The organism is Streptomyces sp. NPDC020362, assembly GCF_040642095.1.
Taxonomy (GTDB): Bacteria; Actinomycetota; Actinomycetes; order Streptomycetales; family Streptomycetaceae; genus Streptomyces.
In genome coordinates, this window is record NZ_JBFAET010000115.1 from 1 (window position 1) to 17271 (window position 17271).

At 72.1% G+C, this 17271-nt stretch carries 10 protein-coding genes; 8 read left to right on the forward strand and 2 right to left on the reverse strand.

The window, feature by feature from the left end; translation table 11 throughout:
* The 8 genes from blsF to AB0H32_RS31235 all read left to right on the forward strand — a co-directional run.
* On the forward strand, window positions 1–408 hold a 408-nt coding region (blsF, locus tag AB0H32_RS31200; protein WP_361127330.1), incomplete at its 5' end, for a CGA synthase-related protein.
* A 181-nt stretch (window positions 409–589) separates the two neighbouring features.
* Window positions 590–1813 (forward strand): arginine 2,3-aminomutase, encoded by a 1224-nt coding sequence (blsG, locus tag AB0H32_RS31205; protein ID WP_361127333.1) that lies wholly within the window; start codon window positions 590–592, stop codon window positions 1811–1813.
* Window positions 1810–2988 carry a DegT/DnrJ/EryC1/StrS family aminotransferase gene (locus AB0H32_RS31210; RefSeq protein WP_361127336.1) on the forward strand — a complete coding sequence of 393 codons (1179 nt, stop codon included), beginning with the start codon at window positions 1810–1812 and terminating at the stop codon, window positions 2986–2988. Before blsG ends, AB0H32_RS31210 begins: the two co-directional genes overlap by 4 nt.
* Complete coding sequence (locus AB0H32_RS31215) at window positions 2985–4232, forward strand: ATP-dependent carboxylate-amine ligase (protein ID WP_361127339.1); 1248 nt, start codon at window positions 2985–2987, stop codon at window positions 4230–4232. Before AB0H32_RS31210 ends, AB0H32_RS31215 begins: the two co-directional genes overlap by 4 nt.
* Before the next feature lie 76 nt (window positions 4233–4308).
* The gene (locus AB0H32_RS31220) at window positions 4309–5547 is read left to right on the forward strand and encodes an MFS transporter (protein WP_361127342.1); all 1239 of its coding nucleotides are present in this window, start codon (window positions 4309–4311) and stop codon (window positions 5545–5547) included.
* A gap of 99 nt (window positions 5548–5646) precedes the next feature.
* A complete protein-coding gene (locus tag AB0H32_RS31225; protein WP_361127345.1) occupies window positions 5647–7521 on the forward strand; it encodes a hypothetical protein in 1875 nt (624 codons plus the stop codon).
* A 38-nt stretch (window positions 7522–7559) separates the two neighbouring features.
* Window positions 7560–8201 (forward strand): L-leucyldemethyl-blasticidin S guanidino methyltransferase BlsL, encoded by a 642-nt coding sequence (blsL, locus tag AB0H32_RS31230; protein WP_361127348.1) that lies wholly within the window; start codon window positions 7560–7562, stop codon window positions 8199–8201.
* A 10-nt stretch (window positions 8202–8211) separates the two neighbouring features.
* A complete protein-coding gene (locus AB0H32_RS31235) occupies window positions 8212–8736 on the forward strand; it encodes a hypothetical protein (protein WP_361127351.1) in 525 nt (174 codons plus the stop codon).
* A gap of 223 nt (window positions 8737–8959) precedes the next feature.
* Here AB0H32_RS31235 and AB0H32_RS31240 read toward each other — a convergent pair whose 3' ends face one another.
* The gene (locus AB0H32_RS31240; RefSeq protein WP_361127354.1) at window positions 8960–15535 is read right to left on the reverse strand and encodes a beta-ketoacyl synthase N-terminal-like domain-containing protein; all 6576 of its coding nucleotides are present in this window, start codon (window positions 15533–15535) and stop codon (window positions 8960–8962) included.
* The gene (locus AB0H32_RS31245; protein ID WP_361127378.1) at window positions 15532–17205 is read right to left on the reverse strand and encodes a fatty acyl-AMP ligase; all 1674 of its coding nucleotides are present in this window, start codon (window positions 17203–17205) and stop codon (window positions 15532–15534) included. Before AB0H32_RS31245 ends, AB0H32_RS31240 begins: the two co-directional genes overlap by 4 nt.
* Window positions 17206–17271: the final 66 nt, after the last annotated feature.

Sequence of the window (17271 nt, forward strand, 5' to 3'; positions counted from 1 at the left end):
TGCGACGTGGTGTGCGACGGCGAGGCGGCGATCACGGCCGCCGCCCTTGCGGACACCTCCGGTGTCCAGGTGCACGATGCCCGCACGGCCGACGTGGACGCCCTGCACGCGGCGGCTCGTGTGTTCATCGCCTCCCCGACACTGACGGCCCTGACGCTGGCGCAGTCCCGCCGGTCCCCGCTCGCCCTCCTTCCACCCCTCGACCACGACCAGGACGACCTGGCCCGCCGCGCCCGTCAGGCCGTCCGCGTGCCGACGGTGACCGACCCCGCCGACCCGGCGCTGTGGGCCCCTTCGGACGCCGACGCCCGCTCGGCCTGGTCGGGTCTCGGCCCGGACGACCTGCGCGGCGCCCAGCGCATCGCCCGCACGCTCCGTCAACTCGCCCTGGCCCCGATCGTTTTCTGAACTCCCCCTGGCCCCGAACGTTTTCTGAGACTCGCCCTCACCCCGATCGTCTTCTGACCGCACTCGCCCGCCGCGCTGTCCGCGGGGCGGCCGCACGCCCGGCCTGCTGCCGGGCGGTGCCTTCGACCCACGCAGGTGTTCTCCCGACCCGAGTCGCCGGACCGGAGTTGTGATGTCCCAGATGAGCACGGAACCCGACGGGATCATGCCTTCCCTGACCCGTCGCCAAGACATCCCCGACGAGCAGTGGAACGACTGGCGCTGGCACATGCGCAAACGCATCACCAACCTCGACAAGGCCCGGGAATGGATCCGCCCCACTCCCCTGGAGGAGAAGGCGATCGCGGAGACGGCGGGGAAGTACCGGTGGTCCGTCACGCCGTACTACGCCTCGCTGATGGACCCGCACGACCCCGGCTGCCCCGTGCGGCAGCAGGCCGTGCCCGCGCTCGGCGAGCTGATGGAGTTCAGCGGCGCGGAGGTCGATCCGGTCGGCGACATGTACTACCGCAGGACCAACCGCGTCGTGCACAAGTACCCCGACCGGGTGATCATGCTGATCACGGAGGCGTGCCCGGTCTACTGCCGGCACTGCACCCGCAAGTTCCACACCACGGACGTCGACGGCACGTACTTCGAGCGCAACGAGGGCGAGGACTTCAGCGAGGACCTGCGCTACATCGCCGAGCATCCGGAGATCCGGGACGTGCTGCTCACCGGCGGCGACCCGTTGTCGTACCGGGACGGAAAGCTGGAGGAGATCGTCTCCGGCCTCAGAGCCATCCCCAGCGTGGAGATCATCCGGATCGGCAGCCGGTTCCCGGTGCTGCTTCCGCAGCGCGTCACACCGGAGTTGTGCGAGATGCTCGCGCGCTACCACCCCGTCTGGCTGAACACCCATTTCAACCATCCCAAGGAGATCACCCCGGAGGCCGAACGGGCCGTCGACCGGCTGCTGCGCCACGGCATCCCGGTGGGCAACCAGACCGTTCTGCTGCGCGGGATCAACGACGACCTGCCCACCATGCGCCGGCTCATGACCGAGCTGCTGCGGATCCGTGTGCGCCCCTACTACCTCTACCACTGCGACAACGTCACCGGTGTCTCCCACTTCATGACATCGATCGAAAAGGGCTGGGAGATCATGGAGGGCCTGCAGGGCCACATCACCGGCTTCGGCGTACCGCAGTACGTCCTCACCACCCGCCTCGGGAAAATCCCCATGGCCCGCCCGTACTACCGTGAAACGCCCGACGGGCTGACGCTGCGCAACTACCGGGGCGAGGAGATGCTCGTCGACGACAGCATCTGCCCCCTCACCGAAACCGCCGCGGCGCACGGCTTCCGGCACGCGCCCGACATGACCGAATACCGGACGTCGGCCACCGGGGAGGGTGCACGATGACGCTCGACAAGAGGCTGGGACAGCGGTTCCTGCCGTACGGTGCCAACTACCTCGACTGGTCGGACATGAGCGAACTGCGCCACGCCATCGACCAGGGCGTGCTGTTCCGCTATCAGACCGAGGCGGAGAGCATGGCCGACAGGCTGGAGCGCCGGGTCACCGAGCAACTCGGCGCGGACCATGCGCTCGCCGTGCACAACTGCACCGAGGCGCTGCGGCTCGCCCTGGTGTCCACCCGGCCGCGGGCCGGCGACGCCGTGTACATCCCGGCCGTCACCTTCGTGGCCGTGGCCGGTGCGGTGCTGTCCACCGGACTGATCCCGGTGCCGGTCGACGTAGACGAGTCGTTCTCGCTGGACGCCTCCTTGCTGCCGCCGGACGCGCAGCGGGTCGTCGTCGCGCACATGGAGGGCGCGGTCGCCGCGCTGCCCGAGGGGGTCCCGTTCGTCATCGAGGACGCGGCGCAGGCGCTCGGCGCCGTCTTCCCCGACGGCCGGCGCGCCGGCACCCGCGGGTACGCCGGTGCCTTCAGCTTCCACCACAACAAGATCCTGACCTCCGGCGAGGGCGGACTCCTCGTCACCAACGACTCCGCCGCCTGGCAGGTGATGCGCTGCTACCACGACCACGGTTCCGCGCGGGTCCCCGGCCGCTATCCCACCTGGAACGAAGGCGCCTACTACGGCGAGAACTTCGTCACCAGCGAGGAGGTCGCCGCCGTCCAGCTCCAGCAGTTCCGGCACCTCGACGACATCCTGGCGGGCCTGGAGCGCCACTACGCGATCACGGCGCAGGAACTGCCCGCCCGGGGGGACATCACGCTGCTGCCGCGCGCGGCCGGCGACGCGAAGATCAGTCTGCGACTGCGGCTCGAGAGCCGGGAGCTGCGGGACGCGGCAGTGGCCCTGCTCAGCGCCCGAGGCATCGCCCACTGGACGCTCGGCAAGTACTTCCTGCCGGAGCACCCGGTGCTCACCTCGCGCAACTCCCTCTACGCGGACGGCTTCCCCTGGAACCTGGCCGACGGGATCCCCCACGCCCTCAGCCGGGACGGCTTCGCCCGTACCCGCTCACTGCTCGACCGCACCCTGTGCGTGCCGCTCTTGCCCGAGCTGCCGGAGGCCGAGCAGCGGGTTGCGGCCAAGACCCTCCGGCAGATGCTGGAGTTGCTGTGACCGGGGCTGCGGAGGCCGTTCTGCTGGCGGACGACCGGGCCTCCTCCTTCACCCGCTACGCCGCCCGCAACCGCGCCGACGGCCTGGTCCTGCTGCGGTTCGAGGAAGCGCGTGCCGACATGTCGGCGCAGTACCTGGACGAGACCGCCCACCTGCCGGACTTCTGGATCCGACGCGGCGCCCCGCTCCGGGCCGAGGCCCGGCGCTATCTCGACTGGATCCGCCGGCAGCCGGTCCGCCCGACCCGCTTCTGCAACCCGTCCGAGCCCCGGCAGGACATCGCGCAGCGCTTCGCGGGGCTCGTGGGCCTGCCGCACCTCGCGCCCTGGCAGGTGCGGTGGGTGCGCAACAAGGCGGACATGAAGGACAAGTTCCGGGAGCTGGGGCTGCGCACCGCCGCATACGCGCATGTCAGGGCCGCCGGTGACGTGACCCGATTCGCCGCCGCCCACGGCTGGCCGGTGGTCCTCAAACCGGTCGACTCCTTCGCCTGTGTGGACACGTATCTCCTGCGCGAGCCCGCCGACTTCGGCAGGGTCGAACTCCCCGCGCGCCGCTGGATGGTGGAGGAGCACCTCGGCGGCACCGAGTGGGAGGCGTGCGCGCTGATCCTGGACGGCGAGGTGCTGGACGTCTGGCCCAGTGCCATGCCGTGCCGGCCCCTGGACATCGTCGAGGGGGCCATGAACGCGAACATCAGCGTCGCCTCCGGCCCCGGACCGGCCTGCGACGTGGCAGGCACGGTACGGCGGATCGTCCGTGGGATGGGCCTGGACCACGGCTATCTGCACATGGAGTTCTTCGAGATCGACGGCCGGATGTACGTCGGTGAGGTCGGGGTCCGGATGGCCGGCTGTGAGATCGCCGCCAACCACGGGCACGCATACGGGTTCGACGTCTTCGGCGCGACCCTCGACGTGTACGCCGGCCGCCGCCCCGCGCTGGAGTACCGCGAGCGCCGCTGCGTCGGCGATCTGCTGCTGCCGCTGCCCGGTACCGGCACGGTCACCGCGCTGACCTCCGAGGAGGAGCTGCTGCGCCTGCCCGGTGTGATCGCGGCCGCTCTGCGCGCCTCGCCCGGCGAGCGTGTGACCGCCCGCCGGGCCTCGCACAACTCCTGCGGACACGTCCACGTCGAGGGTGCGTCCGCCGCCGCGGTGGAACGGCGCATGAGACACGTGCTGGACGTCTTCTGCATCGAGGTCGCCGCGAGCGCCGAGGCGGCACCGGCGCCCTCCCCCTGACCCGCGCACCGCCGGGCTCGGCCCGGCGCCCCGCACCCGTCCACGAACCACGGAGGAACGACCCACCATGACAGGGATGCCACGGAGGTTCCTGCGCCTGCTGGCGCGCCCGCACATCGCCGGGCTCGCCTGGTGGAGCGTGGTCTCCCGGCTGCCCGTCTACCTGATGTCGCTCGCCATGGTCCTCGTGGTGCGCGAGCAGGGCGGCGGTTACCCGCAGGCGGGCCTGGTCTCCGCCCTCTACACCGTGGGCATGGCTCTGGGCAGCCCGCTCGTCGCCCGCCGGGTCGACCGGGTCGGGCGGCGGACCGTGCTGCTCGCCACCGGGGTGACCTATCCGGCCGCACTCATCCTCCTGGTGTGGGCCACCGGGCCCGCCGACCCGGCACAGCTCGTACTGGCGGTGCTCGCCGGTGCCTCCCTGCCCCCGGCCAACGCCTGTATGCGCGGCCTGTGGGCGCGCCTGCCACTCGCCGGGGACGTGCGGGCCACCGCCTATCTGTGGGAGGCGCTGCTCACCGAACTCCTCGTCATCGGCACGCCCGTCATGCTCGCGGCCCTGATGACCACCGGCTCGGCCGCCTCCGCCCTGACCGCGGTCGCCGTGCTCGGAGGCGTCGGTGCGGTTGGGCTGGCGCTCACCCCGCTGCCGCCCGAAGTGACCGCGCAGGACCGGGCGGCAGCCGAGCAGGGCGGCTCACCCGGCGGTCTGCTGGGCCCGCTGCGCAACCGGGCCCTGCTCGCACTGCTCGCGGTGATGGCCGCCTCGGCCGTGCCGATCGGCCTGATGACCCTCGCCATCCCGGCCTTCGTCGACGCCCACGGCTCGGCCGGGCGGACCGGGTTCGTCTACGCCTGCTGGGGCATCGGCAGCGCGGTCGGGGCGCTGTGGCTCGGGGACACGCAGACCGAGCGGCCCGTGCACCGCCGCTTCCCCTGGCTGGTGCTCGCCTTCGCGGCGGGTACGGCCGTACCGCTGCTGGCCACATCGGAGATCACCCTCGGCCTCGCGCTGGCGGTGGGCGGCGCACCCATCGCGCTCGTCTCCGCGGCCGAGATGACCCTGGTCGGCTCGCTCGCCGACGAGCGTCTGCTGACCGAGGCGTTCACCTGGGCGTCCCTGTCCACCGTGCTGGGAGAGGCGATCGGCCAGCAGACGGGCGGTCTGCTGACCGGCCCGCTCGGGCCGCACGGCGTCTTCGCCGTCGCGGTGGGCACGGCGCTGCTCGCCGCGGTGGGGGCGTTCGCCTGCCGCGGCCTGTTCGCCAGGACGACGGCCGTACCCGCCATCGCCGACACGGCCGGCACCGGCTGACCCGACCGCGCCCGATGCGCCGACGCACCCGCTCCCCGCCCCACGTCACAGCCCGTTCGCACGTCCAGCCAGTGAAACCAAGGACAGAGGTCGACCCACATGCAGTCCGCCCACACCGATGCGCGTACCACAGAGCAGAGCGCGTCCCCCCGTCCGCAGCTCTTCCGGCCGGTACCGCCGAGCCGTCTCACCACCGCGGTGAAGGAGTTCCTCGCGGCAGCCGCCGGCACACCGGTGCCCGTCCTCACCGACGGCCGGCCCGACCTGGCGCGGTCCATCGAGCTGGCGGACCGCCTGTACGACGGTACGTGCCCGCCCGCGCCTGTCGACCACGGGGTCGTGCTGGGTGCCGAGGAATGGCCGGAGGGACTTTCCGACCTGGTCTCACCGCTGGCCCGCACCTGGCTGGCTCCGCAGGACCTGCGCAGGTTCGGACGCGATGTGCGCGGCACCCTCCTGGTGGTGGGCACCTACGACCGGCTGCGTCTCGACCCGGTGCGCGATCTGCTGCAGAGCACGTACCGGGCCACGGGGCTCGGCCTGTCCTTCCTGAGCGGCCGCGACGCGGTCTCGCTCCTGTGGAACGCGGCCAAGCAGTACGCGCGGACGCGGGAGTCCCTCGGGCGTCTCGGACTGTTCACCGACACCGACCGGCCCGCCTCCACCGACCGGGTACAGGTCTACGACGACCGGGACTTCGAGCGCGTCGACATCCAGGCGGAGATCCTCGGAAGTGCCTGGCGCAAGGTCGTCTTCCAGGGCCATGGCAAGGACGACAGCATCAACCTCGGCGAGTTCACCATCTGCGGGCTCAACGACACCGCCCCCAGGGACGCCGGACTCCTCGGCCCGCGCTGCGCCTACGGCCTGCCCTGCTACAAGCCGGAGGACAAGCTCGTCCCCCTCAACGAGGTGACGGCCGCCGAGGTCGTCCTCAGCGCCTGCAACAGCGGACCGCTGTCCGATCTCGCGCTCTACGATCCGCGGTACCAGATCCTGCTCAACGCGCTGGACGGCCCGGCCCGCACCGTCGTCTCCGCCGTCTCCGTGCACGACTCCGACCGGCCCGAGAACGCGGCCTGGATGCGCGCGGCCGCCACCGGGGCCGATTCCGTCGACATCCTCAACGCCAGCCTGGCCGGCTCACACCCCTATCCCGCCTTCATGCGTTTCGGGCTGCCCGACCCGCAGGAGGGCGCCGGGCCCGAGCCGTCGGACCACTGTCCCGACGCGTTGCTCCTCACGGTGGGAACGCGGCTGACCGCGCTGCTCAGCGGTGAACTGCTGCCGCACAACCACCCGTTGCGTCCCCGCCTGGCCAAGCTCGCCCGCAAGGTGGACCTGTGGGTCGCCCGTCCCACCCATTTCGCCGACCGGTCGGACAGCGAGATCCGTGCCTCCCTGGAAGCCGATCTGCAGTCCCTGGACCATGTCATCGCCGAGCAGGTCGCCGACAATCCGGAGACCGAGCTGATGAACTATCCCGCCCACTTCGGCGACCGCAGCCGCCTGGACGAGCGGGTCGACGAGGTGACCTGCCACTGCGGCCGGCCCGCACAGCGGTTCACCAAGCGCGGTCTGCTGCCGCACATCCTGGACACGGTGTGCGTGGTGTGTCTGCGCTGCGGCGATGTCACCTTCCGGGTGCCGGACTCGCCGCAGCTGCTCGCCTTCGCCGCGGACGAGGTCCCGGCGGGCGGGGTGCTGGAGGTGCGTGCCGAACTGACCGCGGCCCGTCCGGGCCCGGTGCGGCTCGGCCTGTTCGTGCCGACGTACCTGCGCGAGGACACCGTCGTCGAACCCGGGATCGTCAAGGTCAGGGGATCCGACCGGACCACCAGGGATGTGACGTTCCGGGTCCGGTTCGCCGAGCGGACGGCTCCGCAGGCCTACTACTTCACGGTCTTCGCGGTGCAGGACCTGGCGGTCTCCACCGCCCGGCGGCACTTCGGAGTCGTTCCCCGGCGAGGCTGACAGCCGTCGGCCTCCTTCCCGCCCCCAGGAGGACAGCAATGGAGCAGAGCACCGGCTCGACCGCCGCGCAGACCGCCCGACCCGAGATCGAGCTGATCGAGAAGGACGGCGAGGTGACGCTCAGCATCGGCGGCGAGCAGGCGATGCAGGCGTGGGAACGCGACCTGATGTGGGCCAGCGCCGACCTGCTGTGCCGGCACGGGCAGGACTTCTACGAGGTCGGCCTGGGCCTCGGTCTGTCGGCACTGCGGATCGCACGCGACCCGGCCACCCGCAGCCACACCGTCCTGGAACTCTTCGGCGAGGTAGAGGAGTTGTTCCGCGCCGCCAACCCCGAGCTGCCCCCGACCCTCTCCATCGAACGCGGCGACTTCTTCGAGCGGATCAAGGAGCTGCCGAGCGAGAGCTTCGACGGCATGTTCTTCGACCCGGCCCTCGACATGGAGGTGTGGACGGACAAGGAACTGTGGGCGAGGACGGTGCCCGAGGTGGTCCGGGTGCTGCGGCCCGGAGGCGTCTTCATCCCGTTCTTCAGCACCAAGCCCGAACTGCGCTGGCAGTACGTGGAGCACTTCCGCCGGATCCATGTGGAACGGCATCCGTACCAGGCCTACGACACCACCGAATACACCTACGGCACCAGCGGCAACGCCTACATCCAGTGCTTCTACAAGGACTGAAGGAAACCTCGTGACCCTGATCAGCAGTACGTCCGAGCCCGTCCTCGACGGCGTGCGCAGCGTCTTTCTCGCCGGGCCCTTCATGGGCCTGGTCAATCCGGAGACCAACAGCATGCCGACGACCGAACAGTTACCGTTCCTCACGCTCATCGAGCACTTCGAGAAACAGGGCCTGGAGGTCTACAACGCCCACCGCCGGGAGGCCTGGGGCGCGCAGGTGCTGGCCCCCGACGAGTGCACGCCCCTGGACCAGCTGGAGATCCGCAAGGCGGACGTCTTCGTCGCCATCCCGGGCATCCCACCCTCTCCCGGCACCCATGTCGAGATCGGCTGGGCGAGCGCCTTCGACAAGCCCGTCGTGCTGCTGCTGGAGGCGGGCAGGGAGGAGGAGTACGGCTTTCTCGTGCGCGGTCTGGGCTCCGTCGCCACGGTCGAGTTCGTCCACTACACGGACATCGGCCGGGCGACACCGGAGATCGACGCGGCGATCCGCCGGGTGGTGGAGCGCATGAACAACCCGGCCGCGACGCCCTGACAGCGGGCACGTCACTGCGCCCCGCGCGACGGGAGGTGGGCGGGGCGCAGTGGCGGAGCGCTCACGGACCCGTCCGCCGAGCGCTCACCGGACCCGTCCCGGAGCGTCACGGCCCCGTCCGCGGAGCGCTCACGGGCGCCTTCCTCGGAGCGTTCACGAACCTGCCCCCGGAGCGCTCACCGGCCCCTTCCTCGGAGCGTTCACGAACCTGCCCCCGGAGCGTTCACCGGCCCACTCCCGGGCTCGCGCCCGCCAAGACGGTGCCGAGTCGCCGGGCCACCGCATGGACGTGCGGCGGGTCGAGCAGGGACAGGTGGTGTCCGGGCACGGTGGTCACTTCGAGGTCGGCGCACACCGCGTCCCAGCCCCGGGCCGGGTCCCGCCTGTCGAACCGGGGGTCGCGCAGGCCGCCCGGGGTGGGGTCCGCCGCGCTGAGGAACGACACCGGCCCGTCGTAGGGGCGCGGCGTGTAGCGCTCCAGTGCGCGGGCGTCCAGCAGGGAGGTCCGCTGATGGTTCAGAATGGCGCCGCTGACGGCGCTGTCGACCATGCCCGAGTCCCGCATGGCGTCGACGACCAGTTGTGCCTGTGCCTCGTCGTCCAGACCGGCCAGCCGCTCGTAGGGCAGCACGATCCTGCGCGCGTAGGTGGCTTCGAGGTACTCGACGAATCGCTCGAACCGCCTTTCGGTGGCGTCCCTTTCGGACAGCCCGGTGTCGTCGGGCAGCGGGATGATCGAATCGATCAGTGCCAGCGCGTCGACCCGCTCGCCGGCCCGCCGCAGCTGCTGCGCCGTCTCGAAGGCGAGGGAGCCGCCGAACGACCAGCCGGCCAGCCGGTACGGGCCCTCGGGCTGCACCGCCCGCAACTCGGGCAGGTACTGCCGGACCCGGTCCTCCACGGCCGCGGCGCCGTCGATCCGGTCGAACCCGTACACCGGGATCGCCGGGTCGAGCAGCTGCGTCAACTGCCGGTAGACGCCCGTGTCGCCACCGCCGGGGTGGAAGAGGAACAGCGGCGTCTTCGTGCCCGCGCCCCGCAGCACCCGCAGCCGTGACCCGAGGCGCCCCTCGTCGCGCACGTGTGCGGCCATCCGCTCGATGGTCGGATGCTCGAAGAGTGCGGAGACCGTCAGCTCGCGTCCGGTGCGTTCACCCAGCATCGCGGTGACCCGCTCGGCCTGGCTCCGGTCGCCGCCGGCATCGTAGAAGTCCTTCGTGACGCCGGCGTCCACGCCGAGCACGTCCCGCCAGACGGCGTCCACGAGCCACTCGGCGGAGTCGCGCGGCCGGATCAACACGGCGGCCGGTGCGCCGCCGTCGTGCAGGCACAACGCGTCGAACAGCCACTCCTCGGTCTCGGCCGCACTCGCACCGCGCAGGAGCAGGGACAGCGGCAGCGTCAGGCCGAAGTCGTGCTGGACGGCGTGGCGGATGCGCACCGCCAGGAGCGAGTCGACCCCCAGCCGGGACAGTGGGGAGCCGATGTCCAGCCGGTCCGGCGCGAGGCCCAGGACGGATGCGATCCGCGACCGCAGCTGCGACGAGGCGGCCGCCCGTGCCTGTTGCGGGGAGAGCGTCCGCAGCCAGGCGACCCCCGCCCAGTCGTCCGAGGAGTCGGCACAGGCACCCAGCAGCGGCTCGAAGAAGGGCACCCGCGCCAGCTGGGGGAAGTCAGTGACCAGCGCGGGGATGTTCAGGCGCAGCGCACCGACCTGGGCCGGGCCGTGCCCCAGTACGGCACCGAGCACGTCGGCGCCCTCCGCCGGGCGAATCGGGTGCAGCCAGGGGACGTCCACGCCTGCCACGGCTCCGATCTCCGCCCACGCGCCCCAGGCGATGGACGTACCGGGCAGGCCCTGGGCGCGTCGCATCGCGGCCAGCGCGTCGAGACAGGCGTTGGCGGTCGCGTAGGCGGGCTGGCCGGGCATGCCGTGCAGCGCGGCGACGGAGGAGAAGCCGACCCACCAGTCGAGATCGAGGTCGCGCGTCACCTCGTGCAGCCGCCACGCGCCGTACGCCTTGGGGAGCCAGGAGCTGTGCAGGGTCTCGGGGTCCAAGCGGATCGTGGGGTGGTCGTCGAACACCGCAGCCGCGTGGATCACGCCGCGCACCTGGCCGGCGGCGGCCACCAGCCGTTCGGCGACCCCGGGTTCGGCGATGTCTCCCAGGATCACCTCCACCTCGGTGCCGCATGCGCCGATCCTGTCGATCTCCTCGGACGCGGCCGGCCGTGCCGGCGACCGTCCGTTGAGGATGATCCTGCCCGCGCCCTGGCCGGCCAGCCAGCCGGCCAGGAAGATGCCGAGTCCGCCGAGGCCACCGGTGATGACGTACCCGCCGTCGCGACGCACGACCGGGCAAGTTGCCGGGGAAGGTGCTGGGGAACCGGCCGGGGAACCGGCCGGGCCCGCTTCGGGCAGGCGGTCCAGCCGGGCCGCGTACCGCACCCCCGACCGCCAGGCCACCTCGTCGTCGATGCCCGAGGCCAGTTCTCCCCGCAGGGCGGCAGCCGATTCGTCGGCGGTCCACAGCGGATCCAGGTCGACGACTCCCGCGCGCAGTTCCGGGTGTTCGCAGGCCAGGACGCGCACCAGCCCCCGCAGGGACGCGCACGCCGGGTTCCCGGGCTCGTCCTGGCCGACGGCGAACGCACCCGTGGTCACCAGGAGCAGCCGCGGTGGGCGACTCGACTCGGCCAGCGCGCGCACCGTGTCGGCAACGGCGATCACCGCCCTCTCGGCGTCGGCCAGACCGCCCTGGGCCGGCAGCACGAACAACACAGCATCGGCATCCGGCCCGGTGCCGTGGATGCCCTGCCGTGCACCGAGCGCGGCGGCGAGCGGAGTCTGCCGCTCACTCACCACCAGGATCGACTCCTGCGCCGTTCCGTCCGACGGGAGAGGAGTCGGCCGCCAGACGGCCTGCAGGAGCCTCCCCGTCAGCGGGGCGGCGATCTCGGAGTGGGGGACGGCGCGCACGACCACGCCGGTGATGTCCAGCAGTACCCGTCCCTGCTCGTCGGCAAGGAGCAGATCGGCGAGCCGGCCGCCGCTGCTGTCGTCCTCCGCGATCCGGGCGTGCACCCGCACGCCCCGGGTGAGGTCGCCGTGGCACCGGACGGTGCCGTACTCGACGGGCATGCGCAGGGCCGTGGCGTCCGGGTCGTACAGCGCGGCGGCGAGGATCTGCAGGCACGACTCGACCAGCGCGGCGGGATGCCACGGGCCCTCCTGCGGCGGGGCGAGTTCGGCGACGGCACGAAGACCGTCCGAGCTGACCCGCGGACGGCGCAAGCCCGGGAAAGCGGGGCCGTGGCTCAGGCCGAGGAGGCGAAGCTGCCGGCGGACGCCGGTGGTCGGGACGGGCACGAACTCGCGTTCGTCCACGGGCGGCAGCGGCTCGGGGCGCTCGGGCCCGGCGACGGCCGCTTCGGCGCTTGCGTGCAGCCGCCACGTGCCGTCCGTCGCCCTGGTGTGCATCCGGATCGTGCCGTCCGTGCAGGTCGTAGTGACGGTGGTGTGGTCGTCCAGGGCGAGCGGCCGGTGGGCCGTGACCGCGTGCAGCGCGACGCGTTCGACCGGTACGCCGAAGGCAGCGCTCGCCGCGGCAGCCGCCATCTCCAGAAGGACCGCTCCGGGCAGCGCGGGGCGGCCGTCGAGCCGGTGGTCGGCGAGCCAGGGGTGCGCGGCCGTGCCGAGGTCCGCCCGCCACACGTGCCTGTCGTCGTCGGGGAGTTCGGTGTGGATGCCGAGAAGGGGGTGGTCCCCGAGCGGCGAAGGGGCTTCCGTGGGTGGGGCCGCCACCGGGGCCAGGAGCCAGTGCCGGGTGTGCCGCCAGGGGGTCGTGGGGACGTCGACGATGCGGCCGTCGCGTGGCGGCCGGGCCTGGCCGGCGAGTTCGAGGGCGGCGAGCTGGGAGTGGAAGTGTGCTGTCTCGTCGGGGCAGTTGCGCAGGCTCGACAGCACCAGCGTGTCGGAACGGCCGGCAAGGTTGTCGGACAGGGCGTGGCGCAGCACCGGATGCGGTGACAGTTCGACGAACGTTCCGAAGCCGTCACGGGCGGCCGCGGTCACGGCCGACGCGAACTGCACGGGCCTGCGCAGGTTCTGGGCCCAGTAGTCGGGGTCGAACAGGGGCCGGCCGTCGAGAACCGTGCTGTACACGGGAATCGCGGCGGGCTGCGGGGTGAGTCCGGACAGGCCGTCGACCAGCGCGGGAGTCACCGTGTCGACGGATGGAGAGTGTGCGGCGACATCGAGGTTGACCAGGTGGGCGAGTCTTCCGCCGGCCTCTGCCGCGGACACGATGCGGCGTACCGGTGCGGCGCCGCCCGCGATGACGGTCTGCCCCGGTGAGGACAGGACAGCGATGCTCACACCGGGTTCGTCCGCCACGAGGCCGGCCGCCTCCCGGGCATCGGCCTCCAGCAGCGCCATGGCGCCGTCGCCGGCGAGCGAGGCCAGCAGCTTCGAGCGCAGCGCGACCACCCGGGCGCCGTCGGCCTCGGTGAGTGCCCGGGCGACGACCGCAGCTGCGACCTCGCCGAAGGAGTGGCCGATGACCGCGGCCGGGCGGACGCCGTAGTGCTGCCACAGCTCGGCCAGCGCCACCTGGATGCCGAACACCATCGGCTGGACGTGGTCCATGGTGCTCGCCTCGACTCCGGCGAGCAGGTCCTCCCGCAGGGAGAATCCGGCTTCGGCCCGGATGACCGGGTCGATCCGGTCGACGGCCGCGGCGAACACGGGTTCCTCCGTCAGCAGCCGCCGGGCCATGCCCGCCCACTGCGATCCGTGCCCGGAGAACACGAACACCGGTCCCGACGCGGGCACGGACAGGTTCTCGGGAGCCGGCTGTCGAAGTCCGGCGGCGAGTTCCTCCCGGGTCCTCGCCACGACGGCCGCCCTGCACCGCCCGTCGGCTCGGCGCGCCAGGGTGTGTGCGAGGTCCGCCGGATCGACCTGGGCGTGCTCGAGCCAGTCGGCCAGCGCCTTCGCCTTCTCGCGCAGCCTGCCTTCTCCGGCCGCGCCCAGCAGAAACCTGCGCGGTGAGTTGTGGGGCGCGGCGGCGTCCGGAATCGCCGCGCCGCATTCCTGCTCCAGGACCGCGTGGGCGTTGGTGCCGCCGAATCCGAAGCCGGAGACACCGGCGAGCGCCGGACGGCCGACGGCGGGCCAGGGCCGGACCGAGTCCGCCACGGACAGGCCGAGATCGCCGAACGGAATGTGCGGGTTGGGGGCCGAGCAGTGGATGCTCGGCGGGACCAGTCCGTGGTGCAGCGCCAGTACCGTCTTGATCAGCCCGACGATGCCGGCGGCGGCCTCCAGGTGTCCGAGGTTGCCCTTGACGGATCCGATCAGGAGCGGCTGCCGGCGCCGGGCGCCCAGCACCATGCCGACGGCGCGCGCCTCGACCGGGTCGCCGAGAAGCGTGCCCGTGCCGTGTGCCTCGACGTAGTCCACCCCGGACGGATCGGCCCCGGCCCGCCGGTAGGCAGCGCGCAGGAGCGCCTGCTGTGCTTCACCGCTGGGCGCGGTCAGCCCGTTGGACCGGCCGTCGGAATTGGTCGCGGTCGCGCGAATCCGCGCCAGCACGCGATCGCCGGCCGCCCGGGCGTCCGAGAGCCGTTTCAGTACGACGACGCCCACACCCTCGGCGCGTACGATCCCGTCGGCGTCGGCCGAGAACGGCTTGCACCGGCCGTCCGCCGAACTGACGCCCATCTCGTCGAAGCATGCTGTCACGCCCGGCCCCAGCAGCAGGTTCGCGCCGCCGACCAGGGCGAGTCCGCACTCGCCCGAGCGAAGACTCTGAACCGCAAGGTGGACCGCGACCAGCGACGACGAGCAGGCGGTGTCCACGGCGAGGCTGGGACCCCGCAGGTCGAGCAGATAGGACAGGCGGTTCGCGGCGATCGACAGGGCCGCGCCGGTGGCCGCCCGGGGGTCGGCGGCGCCGGGGTCGCCGATCGACCGCGCGCCGTACTCGGTACCGCTGATGCCGACGAACACCCCGGACTCACTGCCGCCCAGCGACCGGGGTGCGATCCCGGCGTACTCCAGCGCCTCCCAGGCGACCTCCAGCAGCATGCGCTGCTGCGGGTCCATGCGGGCCGCCTCGCCCGGCGTGATCCCGAAGAAGTCCGCGTCGAACCCCGCGATGTCGTCCAGGAATCCACCCCACCGCGTCACGTTCCCGGGCACCCGGACGTACTCGGCCCAGCGGCTCCCCGGAACCTGCGTCACGGCGTCCTGGCCCTCGGTGAGCAGGCGCCAGAACTGCTCCGGCCCGTGCACGCCGCCGGGCAGCCGGCAGCCGAGGCCGACCACGGCGATCGGCTCCTGGGACACTCCGGGAACCGGGCCGCCGGACGGAGCAGGAGCGGCGGACGTCTCGTCCTGTACGTGCACCTGCACGTCCGCCGGAGCGCCCACCCGACCGACCGGCTCTGCGCCTGCCCGACCGACCGGCTCTCCGTCCGCCGGACCGACCGTCTCGGCGCCTGCCCGACCGACCGTCTCGGCGCCTGCCCGACCGACCGGCTCTGCGCCTGCCGGTCCGTCCGGAACGGTCAGTGCGTCGACGAGCCGGTCAATGCTCGGGTGGTCCCACAGGAGGGTCGTGGGCAGGGGGCGGCCGAGCAGCTCCTCCAGCTCCCCGGACAGCTCGACGGCATCGCGCGAGGACAGTCCGAACTCCTGCAGCGGGCGGCTCGGGTCGATGTCCTCCTCGTCCAGGTAACAGGCTTCGGCGATCCGCTCGATGAGCCGTCGGCGCAAGCGGTCGGCGCCGGTCACGTCTGCTCCCAGTGGCGTTGCTTGGTGGCGGACCGGGCCACCTTCCCGCTGGAAGTGCGCGCCACCGCGCCGGCCGGGACCAGTTTGAGGGCACTCAGTCTGACGTCGTGTGTCGTGGAGACCGCTCGCCGCACAGCCCTGCCGATCTCGGTCTCGTCCACGACGTCGCCGCGACGGTACTCGGCGACGACGGCGGCGCCCTCCGCGCCGCGCTCGTCGTGCACCGGGAACGCCGCCACGCCGTCGCGCCGGATCGCCGGGTGGGCGTCGGACACGGTGGCCTCGATGTCCTGCGGGTAGTGATTCCTGCCGTCGATGATGATGAGGTCCTTGATCCGGCCGGTGATGTAGAGCAGCCCGTCGTGGATCATGCCGAGGTCGCCCGTACGCAGCCACCGTCCGGGGACGTCCTCGCGTCGCCCGCCGAAGGTCTCCTCGCTCCGTTCGGGCTGCTGCCAGTAGCCGGCTGCCACATTGGGGCCGTCGACCCAGATTTCGCCGACTGTTCCGTCCGGAAGAGCGACGCGCCGTTCCGGGTGGACGATGTGGACTCTCTGGCTGACCGGCCGTCCGGCGGCCACCACTTCGAGTGCCCCTGGTGTTCCCGGCCCGACGGGCACACCACGGTCGCCGGCGAGCGCCGCCCGGTCGAACGCGGTCACCACGGGGCCTTCTTCACCGGTGGCGGTGACGAACACCGTGGCCTCGGCCAGGCCGTAGGAGGGGCGAAGCACGTTGGCCCCCAGACCGTGCGGAGCGAACGTCCGCTGGAACTCGGCGATCGTGCCCGCCCGGACCGGTTCGCTCCCGGTGACGAGCACCCGGACTCCGGAGAGATCCAGCCCTGCGCGGTCGGCCTCGCTGGTCTTGCGCGCCGCGTACTCGAAGGCGAAGTTCGGCGCGGACGACATGACGTCGGTTCTCCCCGACATGGCCCGAAGCCAGCGCACCGGGCGCTTCACGAAGTCGAACGGGGCCATGAACACCGACCGGGACCCCGCGAACACCGGGGCGGCCAGCAACTGGATCAGCCCCATGTCATGGAAGAACGGGAGCCATCCGACGACGGTCCACTCCGCGCCCGCCCTGTACGCGGTTGCGGCCTGCCACGAGTTGGCGACCACGGCGCGGTGCGTGATCACGGCACCGGCCGGATCACGCGTGGACCCCGAGGTGTACTGCAGGTAGGCGGGTTCGTCGAGGCCGATCTCGGGGGCCGTGAAGTCGCCGTCCGCACGGGGCAGTTCATCCACTGCGACGATGCGCTTCGGCGTGGGGACCGCGTCGTTCTGCGCGAGCGCGCACACCTGGTCGATGACGTCCGCCGAGGTCAGCCACACCTCGGGTGCGCAGTCGGACAGGACGTGGACCAGCCGTCCGCCGTGCCGGCTCGCTTCCGGCGCGAAGAGCGGCACCGCGACGGTTCCCGCGTGCAGGGCGCCGAGGAAGGCGACCACATAGGCCGGGTGCTGTGGCGCGAGAATCGCCACCCGCCGGCCGCGCCCGGTGTGTCTGCTCACCTCGGCGGCGACCGCACGAACCCGGTCGGCCAGCTGTGCCCACGACATCGTGTGCTCTGTGCCGTCCCGATCGGACGCGTAGTCGAGGAAGGTGAACGCTGGAGCGTCTGAGCCGGATCTGTCGAAAAGGTAGCTGGTCAGAAGCCGCAGATCGGTCGGTACCGCAGCGTCGGAGAAATGACTGTCTGTCAGTGGCATCCGCGTTTCCCCAGGTCT

Excerpts from the sequence above, each read along its gene's own strand:
- blsL (WP_361127348.1), top strand. The coding sequence starts at position 7,560 with ATGGAGCAGAGCACCGGCTCGACCGCCGCGCAGACCGCCCGACCCGAG.
- AB0H32_RS31210 (WP_361127336.1), top strand. The coding sequence starts at position 1,810 with ATGACGCTCGACAAGAGGCTGGGACAGCGGTTCCTGCCGTACGGTGCC.
- AB0H32_RS31225 (WP_361127345.1), top strand. The coding sequence starts at position 5,647 with ATGCAGTCCGCCCACACCGATGCGCGTACCACAGAGCAGAGCGCGTCC.
- AB0H32_RS31220 (WP_361127342.1), top strand. The coding sequence starts at position 4,309 with ATGCCACGGAGGTTCCTGCGCCTGCTGGCGCGCCCGCACATCGCCGGG.
- blsG (WP_361127333.1), top strand. The coding sequence starts at position 590 with ATGAGCACGGAACCCGACGGGATCATGCCTTCCCTGACCCGTCGCCAA.